This is a genomic window from Verruconatronum alginivorum (genome assembly GCF_056590205.1).
On the sequence record NZ_JBWPVQ010000001.1, the window covers coordinates 5,291,730 to 5,317,274 of the forward strand.

At 59.0% G+C, this 25,545-nt stretch carries 15 protein-coding genes; 14 read left to right on the forward strand and 1 reads right to left on the reverse strand.

Features of this window, described 5'->3' with window-relative positions; genetic code table 11:
- The 13 genes from ACWUI2_RS19375 (at position 1) to ACWUI2_RS19435 (ending at position 21,789) form a co-directional block, all read left to right on the forward strand.
- A complete protein-coding gene (locus ACWUI2_RS19375) occupies positions 1-1,056 on the forward strand; it encodes a LacI family DNA-binding transcriptional regulator (RefSeq protein WP_486984490.1) in 1,056 nt (351 codons plus the stop codon).
- A 194-nt stretch (positions 1,057-1,250) separates the two neighbouring features.
- On the forward strand, positions 1,251-2,804 hold the full coding sequence (locus ACWUI2_RS19380; RefSeq protein ID WP_486984491.1) for a sodium:solute symporter family protein: 1,554 nt from the start codon (positions 1,251-1,253) through the stop codon (positions 2,802-2,804).
- Positions 2,801-3,754, forward strand: coding sequence for a dihydrodipicolinate synthase family protein (locus tag ACWUI2_RS19385; protein WP_486984492.1), 954 nt, complete (start codon positions 2,801-2,803; stop codon positions 3,752-3,754). The genes ACWUI2_RS19380 and ACWUI2_RS19385 overlap by 4 nt, the downstream gene beginning before the upstream one ends.
- Positions 3,755-3,816: 62 nt before the next feature.
- Complete coding sequence (locus tag ACWUI2_RS19390) at positions 3,817-5,526, forward strand: FGGY-family carbohydrate kinase (RefSeq protein ID WP_486984493.1); 1,710 nt, start codon at positions 3,817-3,819, stop codon at positions 5,524-5,526.
- A gap of 225 nt (positions 5,527-5,751) precedes the next feature.
- The gene (locus ACWUI2_RS19395) at positions 5,752-7,431 is read left to right on the forward strand and encodes a sialidase family protein (protein WP_486984494.1); all 1,680 of its coding nucleotides are present in this window, start codon (positions 5,752-5,754) and stop codon (positions 7,429-7,431) included.
- A 409-nt stretch (positions 7,432-7,840) separates the two neighbouring features.
- Positions 7,841-9,211 carry a YidR family protein gene (locus ACWUI2_RS19400; RefSeq protein ID WP_486985084.1) on the forward strand — a complete coding sequence of 457 codons (1,371 nt, stop codon included), beginning with the start codon at positions 7,841-7,843 and terminating at the stop codon, positions 9,209-9,211.
- A gap of 107 nt (positions 9,212-9,318) precedes the next feature.
- Positions 9,319-10,494, forward strand: a complete 1,176-nt coding sequence (locus ACWUI2_RS19405) for an exo-alpha-sialidase (protein ID WP_486984495.1) — start codon at positions 9,319-9,321, stop codon at positions 10,492-10,494.
- A gap of 60 nt (positions 10,495-10,554) precedes the next feature.
- Entirely contained in the window at positions 10,555-12,588 is a 2,034-nt protein-coding gene (locus tag ACWUI2_RS19410) for a hypothetical protein (protein WP_486984496.1), read from the forward strand.
- 22 nt (positions 12,589-12,610) lie between these two features.
- Positions 12,611-13,525: a PEP-CTERM sorting domain-containing protein gene (locus ACWUI2_RS19415; RefSeq protein WP_486984497.1), complete on the forward strand. Its 915-nt coding sequence runs from the start codon at positions 12,611-12,613 to the stop codon at positions 13,523-13,525.
- Positions 13,526-13,529: 4 nt separating this feature from the next.
- On the forward strand, positions 13,530-14,207 hold the full coding sequence (locus ACWUI2_RS19420; RefSeq protein ID WP_486984498.1) for a DUF1559 family PulG-like putative transporter: 678 nt from the start codon (positions 13,530-13,532) through the stop codon (positions 14,205-14,207).
- Positions 14,191-16,041: a sialidase family protein gene (locus ACWUI2_RS19425; RefSeq protein ID WP_486984499.1), complete on the forward strand. Its 1,851-nt coding sequence runs from the start codon at positions 14,191-14,193 to the stop codon at positions 16,039-16,041. Before ACWUI2_RS19420 ends, ACWUI2_RS19425 begins: the two co-directional genes overlap by 17 nt.
- A complete protein-coding gene (locus ACWUI2_RS19430) occupies positions 16,038-19,283 on the forward strand; it encodes an SUMF1/EgtB/PvdO family nonheme iron enzyme (protein WP_486984500.1) in 3,246 nt (1,081 codons plus the stop codon). The genes ACWUI2_RS19425 and ACWUI2_RS19430 overlap by 4 nt, the downstream gene beginning before the upstream one ends.
- A 202-nt stretch (positions 19,284-19,485) precedes the next feature.
- On the forward strand, positions 19,486-21,789 hold the full coding sequence (locus ACWUI2_RS19435; protein WP_486984501.1) for a phosphodiester glycosidase family protein: 2,304 nt from the start codon (positions 19,486-19,488) through the stop codon (positions 21,787-21,789).
- 4 nt (positions 21,790-21,793) lie between these two features.
- Here ACWUI2_RS19435 and ACWUI2_RS19440 read toward each other — a convergent pair whose 3' ends face one another.
- A complete protein-coding gene (locus tag ACWUI2_RS19440; protein WP_486984502.1) occupies positions 21,794-23,293 on the reverse strand; it encodes an extracellular solute-binding protein in 1,500 nt (499 codons plus the stop codon).
- Between the two features lie 226 nt (positions 23,294-23,519).
- Here ACWUI2_RS19440 and ACWUI2_RS19445 point away from each other — a divergent pair, with 226 nt between their 5' ends.
- Positions 23,520-25,544, forward strand: a complete 2,025-nt coding sequence (locus ACWUI2_RS19445) for a hypothetical protein (protein ID WP_486984503.1) — start codon at positions 23,520-23,522, stop codon at positions 25,542-25,544.
- Position 25,545 lies beyond the last annotated feature (1 nt).

The window sequence follows — 25,545 nt, forward strand, 5'->3', positions numbered from 1 at the left end:
ATGTTGACGGAGAACAATCACAGATCGGTAACAGTTAAAGACATAGCCCGCGCGACCGGGTTATCGGCTTCCACAGTTTCGGCGGTGCTGAACAATCGGCACGTCGAACGCCGGATTTCGGCGGGAAGCGTGCAAAAGGTTCTCAAGTCAGCCCGGGAGATGAGTTACCTCCCGAATTTGGCGGCTCGCCGTCTGCGGGATCACTCCGGCAGCAGCCGCCAGATTTTCCTCAGCATTTTGACTACTTACGAGGCGCCGCTTCTGCTGGTCAGCCAGGCCCTTCGTTCGCTGCAAAGCCTCGTCGACAAGGAAGCCAATTCCGCCATCATCGTCCGGATCGAAATGTTCCGCGCGGGCCGGTTGAAGGACTTGCCCGGCTTGATCGAAGGACGCCGGACCAATGGAGCGATCATCACCAACACCGTCGCCGAGGACGACCATTTCCTCTCGACGGCGACCTTGCCGTTTCCGGTGGTCCTGTTGGGGCGGTCGATTCCCGGATATCCGAGCGTCAGTGAACATCCCGAAGAAGTGGGCCGCCGGGCGGCCGATATCTTGGCCTCCATTGGACGGGAACGATTCGGAATCCTCTGTCCGGAATTCCTGACGCAGGCGACCCAGGGCCGGTTGAACGCCTTCGTCAAGCGGGCGGTCGACCTGACCGGTCACGTGCCGGCGAAAATCACCAGTCCGACCCTGAATGCCGCCGGCGGTTGCAAGGCGATGGCGGCCCATCTGAAGATGGGGGGGAATTGCGACGGGCTCTTCAGCCTGACCGACGCCTTGGTGGTCGGAGCCTACCACGCGATGAAGAAAGCCGGACGGAGAATTCCCGAGGACGTCGCGGTGGTCGGGGTGGGGGACCACGAAGCGGGGCCGTTTTTGGAACCGCCGCTCACCAGTTTCGCGACCGCCCAGGAGGCGCTGAACGACGTGGCCGCCCGGACACTCATGTCGCTGATCAAAGGGGAAAGCACCGAAGATATTCCCAAGGAAGTGCCGGTGACCACGATCCTTCGGGAATCGACCGGGCATTCTTCCGACAAGAACCGCTGAGGTTTTTTCAGGTTTCTTCCCATACAGTCGGTCCGGATGGTGAAGGGAGAACAGGTCGACCGGATCCGATATGGTTCCGCCGGTTTCAGCTTGATTCCTCCAGTCGAAAACTATTTCGCTTTTTTTCTTGTCTCATCCGCACTTTGCTATAACGTTGGTTCAAAATTCAGTATTCAATCGATTTCTGCCGATACATGGAAAGCAATTTATCCCTCTTCGATCTTCTGATTCTCCTCGCCTATTTCCTGGGTGTCATGGGGGTCGGTGTCTATTTTTTCCGGCGTAGCCGCTCCACTTCCCAATTCACCGCCGGGGGCGGGGCGATGCCGGGTTGGGTCTGCGGTTTGTCGATTCTCGCCACCTACTTGAGCAGCATCAGCTTCATCGCGCTGCCGGGACGCGCCTTCGCCGGGAACTGGAATCCGTTCGTTTTCAGTCTTTCCATCCCGATCGCCGCCTGGTTAGCGGTCCGTTTTTTCGTGCCGTTATATCGAAATAATGGACAGGTCTCCGCTTACAGTTATCTGGAAACCCGCTTCGGCCCGTGGGCCCGCACTTACGCCGGGGTCTGCTATCTGCTTCTCCAATTGGCCCGGATCGGGGCGGTGATGTATCTGGTGGCTCTGCCGCTCAGCGTGCTCCTTGGTTGGGATATCAAGACCATCATTTTGATCATCGGGGTTTCGGTGATCATTTACACCGGGATCGGCGGGATTGTCGCGGTCATTTGGACCGACGCCATCCAGGCGATCGTCCTGACCGTCGGGGCGGTGGTTTGCGGATTGGTGATGGTGTTCAGTTTACCGGAAGGGCCCGGTCAGGTTTTTTCCATCGCGGCCGAACATAACAAATTCAGTCTCGGCAGCTTCGGCATGTCCATGGCGGAGGCGACCTTTTGGGTGGTGCTGATCTACGGCCTTTTCATCAACCTGCAAAACTTCGGCGTCGACCAGAGCTACATCCAGCGTTACATCGCTTCGGAGTCGGAGGCAGAGGCTCGGCGAGCGGTTTGGTTGGGCGGTCTCCTTTATGTTCCGATTTCGGCTTTGTTCTTCTTCATCGGGACCGCGTTGTTCGCGTATTACACCGTCAATCCGGCCTTGCTCCCGGAGACGATCAACGCCGCGGAATCGCCCGATATGGTCTTCCCGCATTTCATCGTAACCGCATTGCCGGTCGGACTGAAGGGCTTATTGATCGCCGCGGTCTTCGCGGCGGCGATGAGCACGATTTCGACCAGTCTCAATTCGTCGGCCACGTTGCTGATGACCGATTTCTACAAGCGTTATTTCAAGAAGAACGCGTCGGAATCGCAGCAGATGAAGATGCTTTACGCCGGGACGATCGTCTGGGGCCTCGGGGGAACCGTGATCGCGTTGGCCATGATCGGGGTGAAACACGCCCTCGACGCCTGGTGGGAATTGGCTTCGATTTTCAGCGGCGGCATGCTCGGGTTGTTTCTCCTCGGATATCTCTCCCGCCGGGTGACGAATGTTCCCGCCGCGATCGCGGTGATCCTCGGGGTCCTGGTGATCTCCTGGATGAGTTTGTCGCCCCGATTCACCGGTGCCTTGGAAGCGTTTCGCAGTCCCTTCCACGGATTTCTCACCATCGTGATGGGCACATTGACAATCTTTTTGGTCGGCCTGCTGATCTCGTCCTGGATGGGACGTAAGGGGGATTCAGCCGACAAACATGCAGGCGGGCCGAAGTCGGCCGATGGCCTTTTAGAAAATACAAAAAAATGAACATCGACATTTCGAAAGGGATTCAAGGGATTGTAACTCCTCTGGTGACCCCGCTCGCGGAGCGGGATCGCCTGGATGAGCAGGGTTTGGCGGGGATGATCGAGCATGTGCTCGACGGAGGGGTACACGGGGTGTTCCTGTTGGGAACCTCGGGGGAAGCTCCTTCGCTATCCTACCGGATGCGCTCGGAGATCGTGGAAAAAGGGTGTGAATTTGTCGGGGGAAGGGTGCCGGTCCTGGTCGGTATCACCGATACCTCGGTGGAGGAATCGATCCGCTTGTCGGAGACCGCGGCGGAACATGGGGCATCGGCGCTGGTCGTCGCCCCGCCGTATTATTATTCCTGTGACCAAGGTGAACTGGTGGAGTATTTCGCCAATCTCGCCGACCGGGTTCCGTTGCCATTGTATCTCTACAATATTCCATCATGCACGAAGGTGGAGATTTCGCCGGCGACGGTGAAGAGCGCCGCGGCGATTCCAGGGGTGGTTGGCTTGAAGGACAGTTCCGGCAACATGGGCTATTTCCATCAAGTCCGGCATCTGATGCGGGATTGCGTGGATTTCCAGCTGATGATCGGTCCGGAGGAGTTGTTGGTCGAAGCATTGCTGCTGGGTGCCGCGGGCGGCATCGCCGGCGGAAGCAACTTCTTCCCCCAACTCTACGTCGATCTCTATGACGCGGTCCAAAAGGGAGATCTTGAAAAGGCGGTGCAACTCCATGCGATCGTCATGCGGGTCAGCATGGGTATTTATCAAACGGATACGTATAACGCCTATCTTAAAGGGGTGAAGTGCGCGCTTTCCATCATGGGCTTGTGCCATGAACGCCTGGCCGAACCCTACAGTCCGCTCTCGCCCCGCCGTCGGGAGGGTATCCGGGACGTGTTGGAGGAGCTCGGGTTGTTGGGAACTCCGAACGAGATGCCGACCTCCGCCGTCGCCCGATGAATTACCGGAAAGCCCCCAGAGTTTTCAACTCAAGGGGGGCGATCCGCCGATAGAGAGACTCAATGACCAGACCCGAAATTCACAGGAAGTATTTCGTTGGAATCGACGTCGGCACCGGAAGTGCCCGCGCCGGAATTTTTACCGCGAAAGGACGGCGCCTCGCGTCGGCCTCGCGGGAAATCAAAATGTGGAAGGACGGTGTTTTCGCGGAACAGTCGTCCGACGATATTTGGACGGCTTGTTGCCACTGTGTGCATCGGGTGCTGGAAGAATCAGGGGTTTCTCCGGACGATGTCGCCGGGATCGGGTTCGATGCCACCTGCTCATTGGTTTTGCTTGATGAGAAAGACCGGCCGGTCACGGTCAGTCGTGATGGTGAGGATGAGCGAAATATCATCGTTTGGATGGACCATCGGGCCATTCCCCAGGCGGAGAAGGTCAACCAGGTTTCCCACGCGGTCCTGCGTTATGTTGGCGGGCGCATTTCGCCGGAAATGCAGATTCCGAAGCTGATGTGGCTCAAGGAATATCTGCCGGAGAGCTGGAACCGGACCCGGCGTTTCCTCGATCTGCCCGATTACCTGGTGTATCGGGCGACCGGTGACGATGTGCGCTCCCTCTGCACCACGGTCTGCAAATGGACCTACCTCGGGCATGAAGCCGACGAAGATGGTGGACCGGAAGGGTGGGACGCCCGGTTCTTCGAAGAAGTCGGGCTCGCGGAATTGGAAGCGGACGGGTTTGCCCGCATTGGCACCCGGGTTCGTCCGATGGGCGAGAAGGCCGGGAGTGGTTTGACACTGCAAGCTTCCCGCGACCTCGGGTTGCGTCCGAACACTCCCGTCGGCGTTGCCATCATCGACGCCCATGCGGGAGGTCTTGGTTCGCTTGGGGCGGGAGCCGATAATCTCGACGCCGGCTCATTCGACCGGCGACTGGCGTTGATCGGTGGAACCTCCTCCTGCCACATGGCCGTCTCGGCCGATCCGCGTTTCATCGACGGCGTCTGGGGACCCTATTTCTCGGCGATGGTGCCGGGGTTCTGGTTGACCGAGGGAGGTCAATCCGCCACCGGAGCATTGGTGGACCATATCATTTTCACTCATCCGGCGATCACGGAAGTCCGGAAATTGGCGGATGAGAAGAAGCAGACCGTCTATGAAATACTGAATACGCGTCTGGAAGAGTTGGCCAAGAATGAAGCGTTCCCGGCCGGTTTGACCCGGGAGCTCCACGTTTGTCCCTACTTCCATGGCAACCGTTCTCCCCGGGCCGATTCGACTCTGAAGGGGATGGTTTCGGGACTTTCATTATCGGTTGGCGTGGACGATCTGGCCCTCCTTTATCTGGCGACGATCCAGGCCATCGCCTACGGCACCCGTCACATTATTGAAGAATTGAACCGGGCGGGCTACCAAATCGATACCATTACGGCCTGCGGCGGCGGAACAAAGAACCCGGTCTTTCTTCGCGAGCATGCCGATATCACCGGATGCCGTATTGTCCTTCCGGAAGAACCTGAAGCGGTTCTGCTTGGTGCCGCGATCCTTGGCGCGGTAGCTGGGGAAGCATTCGCGACGATTCCCGAAGCGATGGCATCGATGACCAAATCGGGGGCAACCGTAGAGCCACAGGTAGAAGCCGCAGCGTATCACGATCAGAAATACAAGGTTTTCCATCGTCTTTATGAGGAGCAAATGAAGTATCGCGAGATGATGAAAACCGTGGACTTTACGGGAGCGGGTAACGAACCCGAGGTTGTGAAGAATTGATGTTTTCGCGGAAGCCCGCCAGACGGGCAACCGCGCAAACGGACATTTGGTCGAAACCCGAGCTGGCTTGGGACTTATCCTCCGTACGCTGCCGGATTCGCTGTTGGAGAAAACGATCTTCGATACTGAAAGCGTTAATCCTGTTCGACACGCTATTTTGAACAACCCTTACCCGAGACGTAAAACGTGATTCCAAACACTCCGCATTTTCTCTTTTCACAGGTCATGAAAAATTCGGTCATCCATCTTACCGTCGCGGCGTTGCTCGCCGTATTCGCCTACGCTTCCGGCAACTCCCCCGTCAAATCGCAGGCCTTTGTCGTCGGCGGCAAGCCCGTGGCCGTGCAGGTTATCGGCGAACCTTGGGCCGAGGGGAATGGTTACCTCAAGGGGCAAGGGCGCGGGGACACACTCTATGCGCGATCGCTGCTCGGCCAGGGAGACGCCACCGTGACCGCCACGCTGGCTTTGCCCGAAGCCGGCGGTCAACATGCCGCCTTTATCATCAACGGTCACGACTTCGTCATGTTTCAGAGCAGTGCGGCCAGCATGCAAACCCGGGGGCGCAACGTTGTTTTCTCCGGCGGCCTGCGTCGCATCGCGGAAACATTCGACCACATTCGGCTTGGTGAGCCTTTTGAATTCAAGTTCACCTTACGCGACCACGACGTGCAGATCACCATCAATGGCGAACCGGTCTACGAAGGTCAGAGTAAGCGTAACGAGCTCGGGATGATCGGCTTTCGTGGCGGCCAAGGTCTTCGCGTTATCGAGTTCGCCGCGGAGGGCAACATGCAGCCGTTTGATCTGCCCGCCGAACATGTGAATCTATTCGTCAGCGGCGAGGGCGGCTACCATACCTACCGGATACCCTCGATCATAACCACCCGTGAAGGCACCCTGCTCGCCTTTGCCGAGGGGAGGCGGCACAGCCGCATGGATTACGGCGAGATTCACCTGCTCGTGCGTCGCTCAATCGATGGAGGACGGACCTGGAGCAAGCCGACGGTCGTCTGGCGCGATGGCGAAAGCACATGCGGCAATCCATGCCCCGTCGTGGATCAGCAAACGGGTCGTATCTGGCTTCCGATGATTCATAATCCACCGGGTTACCGGGAGTTTGAACCGGACACATTCAAGCACGGCACCCGCACCGTTTGGTTGACTTACAGCGACGACGATGGCCTGACCTGGGCCGAGCCCCGCGAGATTACTGAAACGACCAAGGAACCCGACTGGCAATGGTTTGCCGTCGGGCCGGGCAACAGCATACAAATCGAGCATGGCACGCATGCCGGTCGCCTGGTGGTCCCCGGCAACTACAGCTTCCCCACCACCGGCGAACACAGCCTGAACTTGCATGACGGCGAATACGGCTTCAACGCGCTCGCGCTTCTGAGCGATGACGGCGGTCAGACCTGGCGCCGTAGCGAACCTATCGAACCGCGCATGAACGAGAATCAGATTGTCGAACTCACCGACGGCCGACTGATGGCCAACATGCGCGCCTACTTCGGTGACAGTCGCCGCTGGATCTCGTACAGCGAAGATGGGGGGGAAACATGGAGCCATCCCGAGCAAGCCGCCGAACTCCCATGCCCGGTAAACCAAGGGGCCTTTCTGCGATACTCCTGGCCAGTCGACGGCGATCCGAGCCGGATTCTGTTCTTAAACAGCGCCAGCGAGACCCTTCGCGAACGGCTGACTTTAAGACTGAGCTATGACGAAGCAAAGACCTGGCCCTTGTCGAAACTTCTTTACCCCGGATTCGCCGCTTACGTTTCGTTGGTGGTCCTTCCCGATGGCGACATCGGATGTTTCTACGAGCGGGACGACTACGAAACCATGACGTTCACCCGCGTGTCACTTGACTGGCTGAGCAACGGAGAGGATCGATCGCGGTAATAACCGCAGGAAGCGAATCCAACAGCGTGCGGAGGATACGTCCGCGAAAACATCAATTTTTCACGGATGCGACGCTTCCTTCAGAACACGCCGTTAAAAAAGAGTTTGAGTATTTTAACCACTTGAACCAACGTTGATGCAGGATGTGAACTGGGCCGATCAAGTTCGGATTCATTCGTCACGTTTTCTTTGTGAAGTCAGAGGTATGATTGGTAAAATCAGTTATCCCGATAACCGGGCCGGACAGGTGCCGCCTGTTGGTGTAGGTTTTTCGATTTTTGGCGATTTTTTCAACGCCCTCGCTGATTTCCGCACCGGGTCTGTCGCCGAGTTTTTCCGGTTGCGAAAATTCAGTTTTGGCGTGACCGGATTGAGAACTTTGGTTCGTGGTGGGTGCGGACTGGCGGTTATGGTGACGCCATTTATTGAATGCCTGGCCGGCAGTTCTTTCGGCAGTGGCCCGGTGGTGGAGCGACAGATCACGCACGCTACCTACGGGCACATGTTGACAAATACTGCTGTTTGGTCTCCTGACGGCCAATGGATAGTATATGACACTCGAATGAGGGACGACCTTTTCAGCGGGGACCGGATTGAGCGGGTCCACGTCGAGACAGGTGAAGTAGAAGTTCTCTATCAGAGTCGAAATGGTGCCAAATGCGGAGCGGCGACCTACAGTCCAGTAGACGAGAAAATCGTATTTATCCAAGGGCCGGAGCATCCGACTGAGGAATGGTCCTACGGTTTCACCCGCCGTTATGGTGTGGTGCTTGATCTCGCGGGGGAGAGGCGATCGTTCAGATTGGACGCTCGTGATCTGACTGAACCCCTTACCCCGGGAGCTTTGAGGGGCGGAAGTCATGTCCATGTTTTTAGCGGGGATGGGGAATGGGTTAGTTTCACCTATGAGGACCATTTGCTGGAAGGATTTGACGAGGAGACCGATGAGCAGGAGGTAAACCTCCGAAGCGTGGGAGTTTCAGTTCCGAATCGGCCCGTCAGGGTCGTTAAGGATCACGCCAGAAATCACGACGGAGAAAATTTCTCGGTGCTCATTTCCACGAAGACTGCAAACCCGAAGGCGGGGAGCGACGAGATAGCGAGGGCCTTTGAAGAGACATGGGTAGGAAAGAATGGTTATCTGCGGGAAGATGGTTCCCGGCAAAAGCGAGCCCTCGCGTTTCAGGGATTGGTTCGGGCACCAAGCGGGGAAATGATATCCGAAGTTTTTATTGCCGACCTCCCCGACGACTTGACCCAGGTTTCTGAAGCGGGACCGCTTGAGGGAACAATCACCTCACGACCACGTCCTCCCAAAGGGGTTGTCCAGCGGCGACTGACTTTTACCGCTGAGCGGTTTCATCCAGGGTTGCAGGGACCTCGCCATTGGCTTCGCAGCTCTCCGGACGGTTCGCAAATCGCATTTCTAATGAAGGACGAAGACGGCACGGTTCAGGTGTGGGTGGTTTCACCGAATGGGGGAGATCCATTACAGGTTACGTCGAATCCGTGGGATATTGCCTCGATGTTCAGTTGGAATCCCGACGGGCGTTTTATTGCTTACGTGGCGGACAACAGTGTGTTTGTAACCGAGGTCCTGACCGGCCAAAGCTATAGGCTGACCGCGAGGACGTCAGATGAAAGTGCGCCGATGCCGCACGCGTGTGTATTCTCTCCAGATGGAAAATCCATTGCCTACCAGCGCCCGGTTATAAGCGCAGAAGGCGTTTTTAATCAGGTCTTTGTCGTTGGATGGGACAGGGTGAAGAGTTGGAAGTGATCTAAGCCTATTGAAGGAAAAGCAGCAGACATTTACCCAAAAGAACCAACGTTAAAGCAAATCAGACGATTCTCCCAGCTACGCTTAGCTTAAGTAATAATAAGAATATGAGTTTAGTACGACCAGCAGTTTTGCCGTTCATTTTTTTCACGTTTTTGTGCTCCGGGGCATTGTCGTCACCGGGCGCGGATGCAGGCGTTGAGCATATACCGGTTTACCAGGAGCCTGGGCGGTTCGGCGGTTGGCCCGCGAATCACGGCATTTGGAATTGGGGAGACGAAATCCTGGTCGGGTTCGGGGCTCCTCATTACGCGGATCGGGGACCGGAACGTCATGCCACGGATTCGGAGAAGCCGGAAGAACATTTGCTCGCCCGCAGTTTTGACGGAGGGCAAACCTGGACGATTGAAAATCCCGCCGAGAAGGGTGCTCTCCTTCCCCGCGGAAGGATGTTGTTCGGCACCCCGCTTCCAGACGTTGCAATGACCGAGATCCGCGAACTGGATACGGCAATCGACTTCTCCCATCCGGATTTGGCCATGACCTTCCGGATGGAGGACCATCGAGGCGGTGGAAGCTCCCGCTTTTATTTTTCCTACGACCGCGGCCATAACTGGCAAGGGCCATTCGCTCTGCCGTTGTTCGACACACCCGGGGTCGCGGCGCGGACGGACTACATCGTGGAAGATCCTGATACGTGCCTGGTCTTTCTCACCGCCGGCAAGTCCAACGGACGGGAAGGGCGCACTTTCGCGGCGAGGACCACCGACGGAGGATTGAGTTGGGAGTTCCTTTCCTGGATCGGTGACGAACCTCCGGGGTTCCGGATCATGCCGTCGACCGTCCGTTTGTCGACTGGGGAACTGTTGACCGCGACCCGCCGTCGGGATGGCCTGCGGCGCGGAATCGATACGTTTTTGTCGAGTGACAACGGAGAAAGTTGGGAGTTCTTGAATGTCGCGGTGGCGGATCTCGGCCGGGGCAATCCCCCGAGTCTGGTCCGGATGGCCGACGACCGACTCGCGCTCACCTATGGTTTCCGGGGAGAACCGTATGGGATGCGTGCTCGGTTGAGCGCCGACCACGGTCGCTCCTGGGGACCGGAAATCATCCTTCGCGACGACGCGGCCGGATGGGATATCGGCTATCCCCAATCGGTCCAGCGCCCGGATGGGAAGATTGTCACCGTTTACTACTATTTCGATGAAGAGACCGGACCGGAACGATACATCGCCGCCACGATCTGGGATCCGAATCAATTCGAGGATAAACCTCGGGAGTAGGGTTCGCTCTTTCTGCGAAAAATCTACCGAAAACAACACGACACACCCGATCAACCACCCATGAAAACACACACCTGCCTCGCCGGAGCTCTCGGCCTGCTACTCACATCCACCGCGGGACTTTTTCCGCAAAGTAACGCCTTGCCTGACGGCTTTCCGGAATTGGAAGGACTCAGCCTTTATCTCGACGCTGAATCCCTTCAGTTGGACGGAAACCATGTAACCCGGATGATCGACCGGTCAGGGCGTGGAAACGACGCGGTTGAACACGTCGAGCCGGTTCCGAGTAAACCGACCTTGTTGTCAGGGGCGACCCCTGCGGGTCTCGACGCGATCGCCTTCGATGGTATGGGGGGATACTTGGAGATTCCCTCGAATTATCCGCTTCTTGATGGGCGGGCCCGGACGACCTTGGTTGTTTTTCGCCCGAATTCGTTTGGCCCGGGCCGGATTGTCAATTCCGCGTTTTCCAGCCTGAATCCGGACAATCCGGATGCCACTCCCCATTATTCCGTCCATTCGATGTTCGCCAACGTCGGCGGAGTTTTGCGTATTCAAAACCGAACCGCCACTGGAGGGGGGCGGGCAATTTCGACGCAAAATGGTTCTGTAACGACCGGCAATTTTTTCGTTGGGGCCAACGTTTGGCTCGACGACGGTGTCTCAGTTGTCTCGGTTCGGAATCAAGCCGATCAACGATGGGTCACCGAAGATGAAAACGGTGGGGCCGACGCGACGCCATCGGGGCATATCTGGACCCGAATCGGCGCCAACGCGGAAACCAGCACTCCCAATCCGATCGATTTCTTCAATGGCGATGTCGCGGCCGTGCTGATGTACGATCGGGCACTGGCACCGGAGGAACTCGACCAGATGGAAAACTACCTGCGCCGGGTCTATCTGACCGGCGAATTGGAACCTTCGAAAGCGAACGAACCGGAGGTGACCGCCGGCCTGGTGGTCCATCTCAACGCTTCCAACGTCCAGGTGTCCGGGAGCACCATCGAGCAAGTCACCGATATTTCTAACAACAACAATCACGCGATCAGTCATGTGATTGAGGTGGCACCGCCGCATCGGGCTCCCATGGTTTCGTCAACCACGACTCCTTCCGGTTTGGGAGCGGTTTACTTCGACGGACAGGATGACTACCTGGAAGTGGCGGGGAATCCGACCGACTTCGACGGTCAAAGTCGCACCACCCTGGTCGTTTTTCGACCGCACACCTTGGGGGTGGGGCGCGTGATCAATTCCGCGTACGCTCAGATCAATCCTTCGAATCCAAATTCTCCGCATTATTCGCTGCAATCGATCTTCGCGCGCACCGGAGGCGATTTGCGTATTCAGAATCGAACCACGACAGGTAGTGGGGTCGCCATGTCGACCAGCAACAATTTGGTGAATACCGAGGAATTCGTCATCGGCGGAAGCATCCTGATTCCGGGTGGCGGCCATGTTGCCTTGGTCCGAAACCTCGCCAACGAGCGTTTCGTGACCGAAGGAAGCGGCGCGACCGCGGTGCCGACTGGTCACATCTGGACCTGGATCGGCGCGAATTCTTCTCCGGGCACCGCCTCGCCTCAGGAGCATTTCCATGGGGAGATTGCCGCCGTAGTGATTTTCAATCGGGCGTTGCCACCGGAGGAGTTGATTGAGGTCGAGGAATTTCTCCACGCCCGTTATCTTCAGGCTCCGGAAGGAGTCTCGTTTCAGGCTTGGATTTCCGGCTTCGATCTCCCCGCGGATCAACAAGCTCCGGGCGACAATCCGGCGGGTGACGGGATTTCCAATCTGATGAAGTTCGCCTTCGATCTCGATCCGATGGTTTCCTCGCGTGACGGCCTTCCGGTCGTCGTCCTGGAAGGAACGGGCGACGAACGACGCCTTGAGATTCTGGTGACAAAGAATCCGCTCGCGACCGGGGTGAATTACGTCGCGGAGGTCAGCTCGAATTTGGCCGATTGGTTCTCTGGCGACGAGCACATCGAAATTCTTGTGGACGATCAATCCATTCTCCACGGGCGCGATCGAACCGCGTTGAGCGAGGAGAACCGGCGCTTTATGCGGGTAAATGTCAGCCTTCAGCAAAATTAAATCTCTCCGCACCCTCTATCCAATGAATATCAAACCAAACAATCTGATCCGCGCCGCCTTCTTAGGCGGAGCCTTCTGCATCGCCACTTCCGCCAATCTTCTTGGGATCGTTCCGGTCACCGATGGATTGATTCTCCATCTTCAGGCCGGTAACGCGGTATTGGACAACGGAACTGTCACCGGGATTACCGATCTGTCGGGGCTCGGAAATCACGCCGCTGGAGCGGGCGGGGCTCCCGCCTTCGTCAGCGGAGCCACTCCTTCCGGTCACGCGGCGCTCAGCTTTGATGGATCGAGCCAATACATGGAAGTCGGTGCTTCAGCCGATTTCGACGGACGGGCGAAAACCACCTTTATTATATTTCGAGCGGATGTCCTGGGAGTCGGAAGGATGATTAATTCGGCCTATTCCACCCTCGATCCGGTTAACTCACCGAATTCCGCCCATTATGCCGTCGGATCGGCGTTCGCCAATTCCGGAGGCGGGGGAGCGTTTCGGATTCAGAATCGAAATTCCACGGGTAATGCAGTTTCACTCTCCACGCCGAATAGCACGGTTGCCGCCGGGGCCTTTTATCTTGGTGTGAATCTCTGGGAAGCCGATGGCAATATCTCGGCCATTGTCGTGAACGAGGAGGGAGTCCGGGCGTCGAACAGCGTGGCAGGCGCGACAGCGAATCCGCAGGGGCACCTCTGGACCCGCATCGGGGCCGGATCGGGCACCGGAAATGCGAATGCCCAAGACTACTTCAACGGCGATATCGCCGCCATCCTGATGTTCAATCGGGCCTTGGATTCCGAGGAACTGGCGGCGATGGAAAATTACTTGTATGAAACCTATTTGATTCCCGAACCTGCCACCGTTGCGCTGATTCTCGGTGGCGTGGTGTTGGGAGGCGCCCTTTGGAGGCGAAAGCTCAGTGTTGAAAGGAGTTAAGAAAATGAATACACAAACAGATCGGCAATCGCGTGGTTTCACGCTGATCGAATTGCTGACGGTGATCGCGATCATCGGCATCCTTGCGGCGATCTTGATCCCGGTGGTCGGCCGGGTCCGAGAATCTGCCCGCAGTTCGAACTGCCAGAGTAACTTGCGCCAACTCGGCCTGGCGATCCACACTTACGCGGTCGAACACAACGACCGAATGCCCGGGCCGACCAACATCCTGTTGCAACCCAACTTGCGTGAACCGTTGCAACGGCGGTTGGCACCTTATTTGTCGGTGATGAACGACACGGATCTCGACCAGACGATCGAAATCTTCATTTGCCCGAGCTACCGGACGACCTGGGAGCAGTTTTCCCAACCAAATCCCTATCGGGCGAACGACAGTCAGCGGGTGGTTACCGGTGCCTATGGAGGGACGTCGCTTCTTTATCCGTTGGGACGTCATTTCCCGAACGCCGATCCGATCGATGTGCGGACCTTATCACAATTGTCGGAACTGCTGCCGCCGAGCCGGATTTGGTTGATCGCGGACATCGATGGCCGCGAGCCGGCTCATCCGGCGGCTTCCCCCCGCGAACCGGTTCATGGGGGGACTCGGAACTATCTCTTCCTGGACGGCAGTGTTCGGGCCCTGAGCGTCGGTGAGCATACTCATGCGACCGGTTGGTGATTCGCGGGTGGCGTCATTCCTGCGACGGACGGCGCTGGTCGCATTCCTGTTCGGAGGGAGCGGACTCGCGGGAGCGGAGTCAGACGGACAGCCCGCCGGAAATTCATTGGTGTGGTTGCGGGCCGACCACGGCGTCACGGAAAACAGCGGACGTGTGTTTCGTTGGGCAAACTTCGCAGACTCGGGCATCGCCGATGCCTCGGCTCCGGAGGGAGTCTATCGGCCCACCCGGGTCGATTCCGCTGCGGGCAGCGTGATTCGCTTCGGCGCCGAAGGTGAGTATTTGCGAATCCCTCATGATCCGCGACTCGACCCGGCGGGAGGTGGTTTCACTATTCTTGTGGTGATGCGCCAGGAACGGGGAGGTGGAATTCTCGGCAAAGGCAACCTCCTTCGTTCGGCCGACCCCGGATTCAATTTGTTCACCGGAACCTCCGGCAATCTCTCCTCGATCCGCGTTCGGGGCGGTCCCGGAGGCACGGGCGGAAGACAGCGAGCCGGACAGCATCGGACCCTTCCCACGGACGGTATCGGGATACTGACCGCGCGACTCACCGGAGGCCACTTGATCGGTTATTGGAACAACTCTCGGGAAGGGTGGGCCGAGGGGGCGGCCGGAGCCGGCGACAATCATTACGACGGGGAAATTCGGACCGAGGAGGATCTTTTAATCGGCAATTACATGGACTTGGCCGGGACCGGACCGATCGACATCGCCGAAATCCTGATTTACGGTCGCGACCTGAGTTTGGCGGAGCGGAGCCGCACCGTCGACTACCTCTCAAGGAGGCACGGAATCGAAGTTTTGGATACGGAGGAGGAATTCCACTCGGACCTGTCGGAACGGGAGCCCTCGGTGATTCGGTCCGGATTCGTGTTTCGGGAAGCCCGGGTCCCATTCGCCCATGCGTCGACCTTGGCGGAGACACCGGAGGGAATCGTCGCGGCTTGGTTCGGAGGAACGCGCGAAGGTCGGACCGATGTCGGCATCTGGACTTCGCGCTTCGATGGGGAATCTTGGACGGCGCCGAAAGTAGTGGCGGATGGAGCGCGGGAAGACGGTCCCCGGCCTTGTTGGAATCCCGTTCTGTTTCAAATGCCCGACGGTCCGTTGCTCTTGTTTTATAAAAGCGGCTTCTTCGGCGAAGGGTGGTGGGGGAAACTGATCGTTTCCCGCGACCATGGGAAAACCTGGTCGGACCCGATTCGATTGCCAAACGGATTTCGCGGTCCGGCGAAGAACAAGCCGGTCTTGTTGGAGAACGGCGATCTCCTGAGTCCCCATCCGCGAATGGAGCGAGCCATCGGGGCCGCTCGAATCGAGGACCCGGCCGAGTGGGAATGGAAACAGCATTTGCCGCTCAACGACGGCCGCAACATACCGGTGATGCAGCCAAGTCTGCTTCTCCACCCGGACGGGCGGTTACAGGTCCTCTGTCGTTCGAGATCCGACGAGCGCCGTATCGTGGAAGCCTGGTCGGAGGACGGGGGGCAGACTTGGTCGGACCGTTCTCCGACCGTGCTTCCGAATAACAATTCGGGGATCGACGCGGTCTTACTGGACGATGGCAGGACGTTGTTGGTTTACAACCCGACTACGGACCACGCTCGTTCCCAGCGGTCTCCGTTGAGCGTCGCGATCGGTCAACCGGATGGCGGTGGTTGGTTCCACGGCTTCGATCTTGAAACCGAGCCGGGCGAATTCTCCTACCCCGCGATTATCCAAACCTCCGATGGCCAAGTGCACATCACATACACCTGGCGAACGGAGCGGATCAAACACGTCATCCTGGACCCCGCTCGCCTGACTTCCGGCCCTCAACTGAACGAATGACCGCCTCTCCTTTCGACCGCCATCCCTTCCTCCGTTTACGACGAAAAAAATATCACCTGTTAGTTTTTTTGTCGTGGTGGATTTTGGCTTTTGGAGGAGAGGGAAGGGCGGTGCCGGTGACGGAAGGGTTGGTGTTGTATCTCCATGGGGAGTCGGCGGACGTCGCCGGGGAGCCGGGGGAGGTGGCGCGGTGGCTGGATCTGTCGGGACGAGGTAACCATGCGGATCGGCCGACGACTGATTCAGGGGGGAGGGCGCCGGAATGGCTGCCGTTCACCACGCCATCCGGACGAGCGGTGGTTCGGTTCAACGGGGTCGATCAATTTCTGGAAGTGGCCGGGAAACCGTCGGATTTCGACGGGCGAGGGAAGACCACCTTGGTGGTTTTCCGTCCTTCGACTCTGGGGTTGGGACGGCTCTTCAACTCCGCCTATTCCAGGCTGAATCCGCAGTCATACACGTCGTCGCCCCATTATGCGGTTCATACTTTGTTTGCACGGAGCGAAGGGGATCTGCGGATTCAGAATCGAACGCTTGCGGGCGGGGGCGTTTCTTTGTCAACCGCCTCTGGGATCGTCGAGCCAGGATCGTTTTTTGTCGGGGTGAATCTCTGGCGGGAGGACGGAAGTCATTCGGCGATTGTCCGAACGGAGGACGAAGGTCGGAGCGTGGGGAACGGTTCCGGAGCGACGGCGGATCCCCGGGGCCACCTTTGGACTCGGATCGGTGCCGCCGGGGGAACCGATTCTCCCACGCCGCGCGATTTTTTCCAGGGTGACATCGCTGCGATCACCGTTTTCAACCGGGCGCTTTCTCCGGAAGAATTGGCGCGAATGGAAACGTATTTAATCGATCAATACATTAAATCCGTCGAGCCTGTCTCGTATCGGGCGTGGATCGAGCAATTCGATCTATCGAGCAATCAAACGTTTCCCCAGGCGGATCCGGCGGGTGATGGAATGACGAATCTGCTCAAATACGCGCTCGATCTTGCTCCCGATTTACCGACCGGGCGGATTGGTCCGGTGGTCGATTTTGAAGAGTCGGAGGGCCAGCTCTTTCTCCGGGCAACGGTGATGAAGAGTCCGGCGGTGACAGGAATCGATTACCGGATCGAGATCAGTTCGGATCTGCATCATTGGCTTTTCGATACCGAAGATGTGGAGGTGGTCGTCGACAACCGTTGGGTGTTGGTCGTGCGTCATCCGTTGCCGGATGGAACGGCCGATCGGCGTTTCGTTCGGTTGAACGTCAAGTTGGAGGGGGACTGGCGGGAATGGGTGGTCACGAATTCTATCGGAATGCAGATGGTTCACGTCGAGCCGGGGCAATTTCGGCGGGGAAGTGCCTGGCGGGCGCATCCGGGCGATTACAACGAGCGCCCGGCTCATCAGGTTGAAATAACCCGGGGCTTTTTCATGAGCACCACGCCGGTCACCAATGCCCAATTTGAAGAATTCGATCCGTCCCATCGGGAGCGCCGGGGGGAACGGGGCGTTTCCACGGAGGACGATGAAGCGGTTTTGTTTGTCAGTTGGCATGAAGCGGTGGCCTTCACGGAATGGCTCAGCGAGCGGGAAGGAAAGCAGTATCGTCTGCCGACCGAGGCGGAATGGGAATACGTCTGCCGGGCGGGAACCACTACCCCTTACTTCACCGGTGAAACACTGCCGGAGGTTTATCACCGCAACCAGGTAGACCGGAATTGGACCAGCGTATCCTTGCGGGTAGGACAGACTCCGCCGAATCCGTGGGGGTTCTTCGATATGCATGGATTGGTCGAAGAATGGTGCCTCGATTGGTACGGACCTTACGTCGCCGGCCATCAGGTCGACCCGGTCGGGGCGGCGGATGGCGAGTTCAAGGTGACCCGCGGAGGAAGTCATAATACCGATGTTCGCTATTTGAGAAGCGCCTCGCGTCAAGGGGAGGTCCCGGAAGGAGAGAATGCCCGGATTGGGTTCCGGGTGGTTCAGGGCGATCCCCCTTCCGCGAATTTCGCGGCTCCGCCGCCGCCTGCCCGATGGGCGGAAAACGTCTCGCAGGAACCGTATGATTGGACGGCGGGACCGGATCCCCAGGTTCCTTATTTCGCCGGGCCGATCCGGTTCGTCCAGATTCCCCCGAATTCGCTGGGGCCCGTCTATTCGGGCCACAATCATCATCCCGCCATCACCGGCATGCCCAACGGAGACCTTTTCGCGGTTTGGTATTCCTGCACGGAGGAGTGGTCGCGGGAGACGAAAAAGGTGGCCGCCCGCCTGAGAGCCGGGGAAGAACAATGGGAGGAGGCGGCGGTCTTCTTCGATCCCCCCGGACGGAATGCCCATGCCTCGGCCTTGTGGTGGGACGAAGCGGGGACGGTCTGGGCCTTTTTCGGGCATAGTTGCGGTGCTGACGGACCGTTCATTCCGACGATGAAAAAGTCGATCGACAGCGGACGGACCTGGACCGCGGCCCGGGTGATGATTCCAGCAACCGCCCCGGGCGAGCCAATCAGAATACAGCGCACCCGGCCGGCCTGGCAAGCCTTTCGGTTGGCCGACGGCGCGTTAACGGTTGTCACCAAATTCCCTGACAACATCGCCTACAGCTACGATGAAGGCGAAAGCTGGACCTATGCCAGCCGCGGGAAACCGGGACCCGTAGCCGCGGCCATCCATGAAGGAGGAACCGGTCATCACCTGCCGGCGATCCATCCGGTGATCCAGGAATTGGGTGACGGCCGGTTGCTCGGGTTCACCAGCCGGGTGGCGGACATCGACGGAAAAATGATCCAAAGCCTTTCGGACGACCGGGGGGAAACCTGGACCTATTCGGCGAGTCCGTTCCGGGCGCTCGGGCCGGGCAACGGACAGCGGGTGGCGCTGATCCGGTTGCGGGAAGGACCGCTGATGTTGGTCTCGTTCACCGACCATACCCGTAATGTTCCGAAAAGTGACTGGAAAGGAATGACGTTTCCCGACGACCACGGCGGTGAGTTTACCGGCTATGGATTGTTCGCCGCGCTCTCGTATGACGACGGGGAGACGTGGCCGGTGCGGAAATTGATCACCCCTGGCGACGGGACTTACGACGGCGGAGCGTGGACGGGAGTGTTTGAAGCCACGGCCACGCATGCGGAACCGAGAGGGTATCTGAACGCCACGCAAACACCCGACGGAGTGATCCATCTGATTTCCAGCGCCCTTCATTACCGGTTCAACCTGGGTTGGCTGGAGACTCCGAACTCCGCTCCGTAAAGGTATCCTCTTTATGAGGCCATCGCGGGAAAATTCCGCTTCGTTTTAACGATTCAGCTTGCGGTTCTCCGACGGTTGATCTTGACCATGGAAACGAAGCGTCCTGTTGATCGATCATTTTCGGGGGGGACGCATCACTCCCCTGGCTTTCTCACGGGGAGGCCGGGTTCAAACCACAACGCATTTGCGGACAATGATTTTTGTGAACCAACTCACTCGGCCGAACCACGGTCTTTTTTCAGTTGTTTTTCTGCTCCTTCTTGGGGTGGTCTTTTCCGGGAACCTGCGGGCGACGTTCGGGGATCCGCGCGGATTTCTCGGAAGCGAGTCGGTCGCCGAGGAGGTGGTGCACCCGGGGGTGAGATATTTCGAGATCGACGGGCAACACGGAGGCCGGCCAATGGTGGCGCACGTGGTGACCATCGATCTGGCAGCCCCGGGGGTCAGGCTCGAATCGTTGTTGGGGGAACGTTTCGTTTCGGTGCCGAGCGACCAGTTCTTCCGGCGGTCGACCGTGTCGCAGATGCAGCGGGACAATGATGCGGTGATGGCGATCAACACGGCCTTCTTCGATATTCGTTCCACCATGACGCCGAACGGCTTGCATGTGAAAGACGGGATGATTCTGCGGGAGCCGAACAACCGGGCTAGCTTGGCCGTGACCCGGGACGGCCGGCCTTTTGTATCCAACTTTTCGTGGACCCGCGAGGTGCGGTCGGCGACCGGGGCGATCCAGAGCTTGGACGGGGTCAACGCCAACACGATCGGTTCGTCCGGTCTCGTTCTTTACCAATATCCGTGGGACCGCAGTCCTGGCCGGGATGCTCCGTTGATCGATGGACGGAGTGTCACCGAAGTGGTGTTTGAGAAGGTGGCTTTCGAGAAATCGGACGCTCCGGGCACCGGGCATATCCTGCGGGGCCGCGTGGTGGAAGTGCGGAATGCCCAGCCGTCGGTTCCGCTCGGTCCGGATCGGTTTGTGTTAACCGCATTAGGGACGCGACGGTCGTTTTTGATCGGGATGGCGGTCGGTAGCGAAGTGGAGATCGAATGGAGACTCTCCGGTCAGCCGTCCGGTTACGATTGGCAAACGATCGACGAGGTGGTGACCGGCGGGAACATGTTGATCGAAGGCGGAGTCTTGCAGGAGAGTCCGGGAACGGGCCATTGGAATGACCGTCATCCCCGGACTTCGTTCGGATTGAACGAGGATGGGACGAAGGCGTTCTTTCTGGTGGTGGAAGGACGGCAAACGGGCCGGGCGGATGGGATGAGTCTGACCAGCCTGAGGGATTTCGCCGCCCACATGGGGGCCTACCAGGCGATGGAATTCGACGGCGGCGGCTCGACCGCGATCGCCGGACGAGTGGGCGGGGTCGACCGGTTGTTGAGCACGCCGTCGGATGGATCGGAGCGGTATGTTCCGATCGGATTGGGAGTCATGGTGGAGGAAATCCCGCCACAAGCTTTCTTTCAAAACATCCGAACCACCACCGGCTTCGATGGAGCGGTCATTAGTTGGGAAACTCCGGAGCCAGCGGTCGGCTACGCCTTGTATGGTCGGAGTGGATACGATACGGAGTCGTCCCGGGATCCGCGGCCCAGTCGGCAGCATGACGTTTTGTTGACCGGTCTCGAGCAGGAGCGTTACTTCGTGCGCTTGATCGCGGACACCGGGGAGGTCGTCCACCAATCTCAAGGCTTGGAAGTGGTTCCGGGAGTGACGGTCGCGTTGGATGACACCGAGGCGACCTACACCGGGACCTGGAACCAAGGCGCTTTCGGGACTCCGTATGGGACCGCTTATCACTGGGCGGATACGACGAGTGGAGCGGCGACTCACACCGCGACCTTCCGTCCCGACCTGCCGGTGGGCGGATACTACGACCTCGATGTCTGGTATGTCCCGGGGGGCAACCGGACCACCGACGCCCGTCACGAAATCCGGCATGCCGACGGAACCCAGAACGTCTCGGTCAACCAGCGAAGCGGGGGGAACGGTTGGATGCCGCTGGCCGCCAACGTGCGTTTCGAAGCCGGAACGGCGGGTTACGTCCGGCTGCACAACAGTTCGTCCGTCAGCGGCGTGGTGATGAGCGACGGCGTCCGCTGGACCCTGCGGGCCCCGGAGCCGCGGGCGGCAGGCACGGCGCCCGGTTGGTGGAAACAGCATTTCTTCGGCGACGATCCCCCGGCCTCGACCGAGGATGTCGACGGCGACGGCTCGAGTCTCTACGAAGAGTTTCTTTGGGGAACGAATCCGACCGTTTCGACCTCCCGGCCGAAATTCGATCTGGTCCGGACCGGATCTGATGCCCTCCGATTGAGCGTTTCTCCCCACCGGCCGGACCGTAGTTATACCTTGGAGACGGCCGCCAATTTGAACGGTGATTGGACGGTCACGGATGCCATCGTCCAAGCGGCGAACGGCGTGGCCATTTTCGAATTGCCGGCGATGTCGGGCGTCCGGCGGCAGTTCTTCCGGGTTCGGGTGGCGCTCCCGTAGGATGTCACGCTTTTCCGGACGAGAGCGATTGGGGCATGGCGTTTTCGAGGAACGTGTTGATTTCGCCCTCGATTTGCCGGCAAAGTTCCTCGGTTCGCGCGAGATTGAACCAGACGAGGTGCACCAACTCCAAGAGTTTCGCCTGGGCCTTGGGGAGGGGAGGGTATTCGACCGGATGGATACGCGGAACCGAATCGAGGAATAGGTCGAGCGTCCGCAACTGTTCCGCCGAGCAACGTTTTTTCCAATTGGAAATAGCCGGAGCGGAAGTTGGGATCTGGCGGCGCTCCTCCAAATAAATCTCCTGCACCTCGGGTGAATGCATGAACTCGAGGAAATCCCAGCAAAGGCCCGGTTCGGGTGTCTTTTTCGCCACGGCGAACGCCCCGAAAACCATCATGGTCCGGTCGGAGGCCGCGCGGGGCGAAGGGGCGATTCCCCAATCCAAGTCGGCGGCGCGCTCGTAATGTCCGAGCGTGTAATAACTCCCGAAATGCATGCTGACCATCTTCCGGCGAAACAGGTTTTCATCCACCGGAAGCTCGGCGGCGAACAGGTTCTTCGACACGCGGTAGTTGTCGATCAGATCGCGGTAATGCTCCAATCCCCGGATTGTTTCCGGACAACCGAAACACGATTTTCCGGACGGGGCATCCCAGAAACGTCCCCCTTCCATGTAAACGAAGAGCGGCCAGCGGCGGAACGAGGCGAGTTCGGCGAGGAAAGGAATGCGGTCGGTCCGTCCGGTCCGTTCGAACAAATCGCGGAGACGGCAGGCGGCGTCGACGAACCGCCGGAACGTCCAGTCGGCAGGCGGAACGGGCACTCCGGCCGCGTCGAAATCGGCTTGGTTGTAGAAAAGGCCCAACGGGGAGAATGTCTGCGGGAAAAAACGTTCGATCCGCGATTCGCCGAACGCTGCCGCCAGCCCCGGCAGGAGCGATTGGCGCACCCGTTGCCAAGCTTCGGGAGAAGCGAGCGAGGACCACGGACGGCTGATTCCGGCGTCTTCGACGGCTCTCATCTGGGCGGGATCGTCGAGCGCGAAGACGTCGATTTCTTCGGCGAAGGCCTCCAGTCGATTCGAAGGAGGGGAGGAGTGATGGTGAATTTCCCAATCGATCTTCGGGTGGCCCGATGCCCAAAGTCGCTGGACCCGGTCGCTTTCCCAAACCTCGTCGAACGGGATGGAAAGGGAAAGCCGCAGACGCGGGCGCCGCGTCACATGGGGGGCGGAAAACGATTCGGCCTGGGGAACGCTCTTCACGAACGACCCCTTTCCCCGGCTCCGCCAGATCACTCCCTCGTCCGCCAACAACTGCAAAGCTTTCCGCACCGTGATCCGGCTCACCCCGAACCGCTCCCCCAGCTCGGGTTCGGTCGGCACTTGGCTTCCGACCGGGTAGCGTCCACCGGTTATCTCGCTTTCGATCCACCGCTTGATCTTGAAATAAAGCGGCGTCGGCAGCCGGTCTTCGTGGTTGTCCTGGTCGGAATTTGGCATGGAAAAGGGAATCCGGCCCGGTTATTTCCCCGGATCCCGGATTTCCCCGAATAAGTATTATTCGTTCTATTGGGTCAAGAAACTTGCCGCGACAAACAGGGGTTGACACCTACCAAAAGGTATGCCAACAATACTTTTCATGGCAACCGTTCCGGGTGAAACATCTCAATCGTTATGCTCTCAATCCACCTGCCATTCCGGAACTAACCCACCAAAACCTATGCGAATGAAAACACCATCTCCCCGCGCGCGCTTCCTTGCGTTGTCGTTTGCCGTCTCCTCTCTCTGTGTGCTGCCGCTCTCGGCGCAGATTTCCTCCTGGGAAGGGAGCTCCGGAAATTACAACGATTCAGCCAATTGGCAAAACGGATTGATCCCCGAGGCCTCCCGCGCGGTTCAGTTCACCACGGTGAACGCCGCCTACACCGTGCAGTTCACCCAGGACGAAACTGTCGGACGGCTGTTCAACCGGGGCGGAAACGTCACGTTCGACCTCGGCGGCAACACCTGGACCATCCTCGCCGAGCTCGACGCCAACTCCGCGAATTTCGACAGCGGGTTTTCCCAAAACACCACCGTTTTCACCGGCGGTGGAAAAGTGGTGAACGCGGGCGCGGCCAATATCGGCGGCAGCGCCACCGGCATGCCGCGCCATGTCGTCCTCGAAGGTCCAGACCTCGAATGGGAAAACACCGGTATCTTCCGGGTCGGAACCAACACTCCGTTTGGAGGCAACACCCTCAGCAATCACAGCCTGACTGTCCGGGACGGCGCCGCGCTCTCCATCGGAGCCGAAGTGCTGATCGCTGCAAACAGCGGGGCCAGCAACAATGTGATCAAGGTGTCCGGAGCCGATTCGAGCTTCACCTCCGGAAACAACGTCATGATCGGTCCCCGGAACACTGGAACGGGAAGTGGCAACGTCTTCAGAGTGGAAGATGGGGGTAGCGCCGACGTGCAGGGCATCCAGATCGGACGCGGCGACAATAACGCCAACCGGGTCGAATTGGCGGACGCGGGTAGCCTGATCCAGGCCGCTTTCGTCCAACTCGGGGCCAATGCTTCGGTCGGAAACATCTACGAGCAGACCGGCGGGACGCTTTCGATCAACGAAGAGCGCGGACTCGGGGTCAGCTATTTCCTTTTAGCCACCGCCTCGAACGAGGCCCGCTTCCTCGGAGGCGACGCGATCATCACCCGGGCCGACGGCACCGCCTACATGCGGGCGGTCGGGGAGAGCTCGATCCTGATCGATGGAGGAAACGTCACCACCGACGACATCCGCCGTTTGGCGAACGACGGTGAAATTCTTTTCCATTCGGGATCGCTGACGCTCGGGTACGCCACCTATGCCAACGCCCCGTCGCCGTTCACGGTCGGTTCGGGCGAAGGATCGGGAGCGACCCTCACTTTGGCCGATGGCATCTTTGAGTTCGGTTCCAACTCCGGTCTGGTGATCGCCTCCGACGGGATCTTGACCGGCAACGGCATCATCGAAGGGAACCTCGCCATCGAAGGGCGCATGGAAACCGACGGAGTGGTGATGGTCTTCGGCGACGCCTCGTTCGCCCCCGGGGGAACTTTGCGGGTCGGCCTCGACACGCTGACGGCCGCGCCGCTGCAGGTATTCGGTCCGGTCGATATCGACGGCGGGCACCTCGATCTGATCGCGGACGAAGCGTGGAATCCGGAACTCGGCGCCTCCTTCGAAGTGATCTCCTGGGGCGACCGCACCGGCGAGTTCGACAACGCCGCCCAAGGCGAGTTGATCGCTCTCGGCGCCGTTCATTTGCGGGCCAACTACGGCAGCACCGGCCTCGTTTTGACGGTGGTCGATCCCGACGCCCCGGCGGGTGAAACGTTTTCCGCCTGGGCCGACCGGATGGGACTCTCCGGCGAGCAGGCCGCTCCGGATCGTGATCCGGCCGGTGACGGGGTCAGCAACCTCGTCAAATACGCTCTCGGTCTCGATCCCCTGCAACCGACTCCGCTCGGATCGGTCCTCGAGATCGCCTGGAGCGAAGAGGAGGGCGACGAATATCTTTCGATCGCGGTCGACCGCGATCCGGACGCGGTGGAAGCGGTCTTCGGGGCCGAAGTCTCGGGCGATCTGAACGAATGGCTGTCGGGCGTCGAGCACGTGCGGGTCGCCGAGGAGACTCCGGAACGAATCGTCTTCACCGACCGCATCAAACGAAGCGAATCCGACCGCCGCTTCATTCGCCTCCGGGTCACACTGGCGAACGAATAAG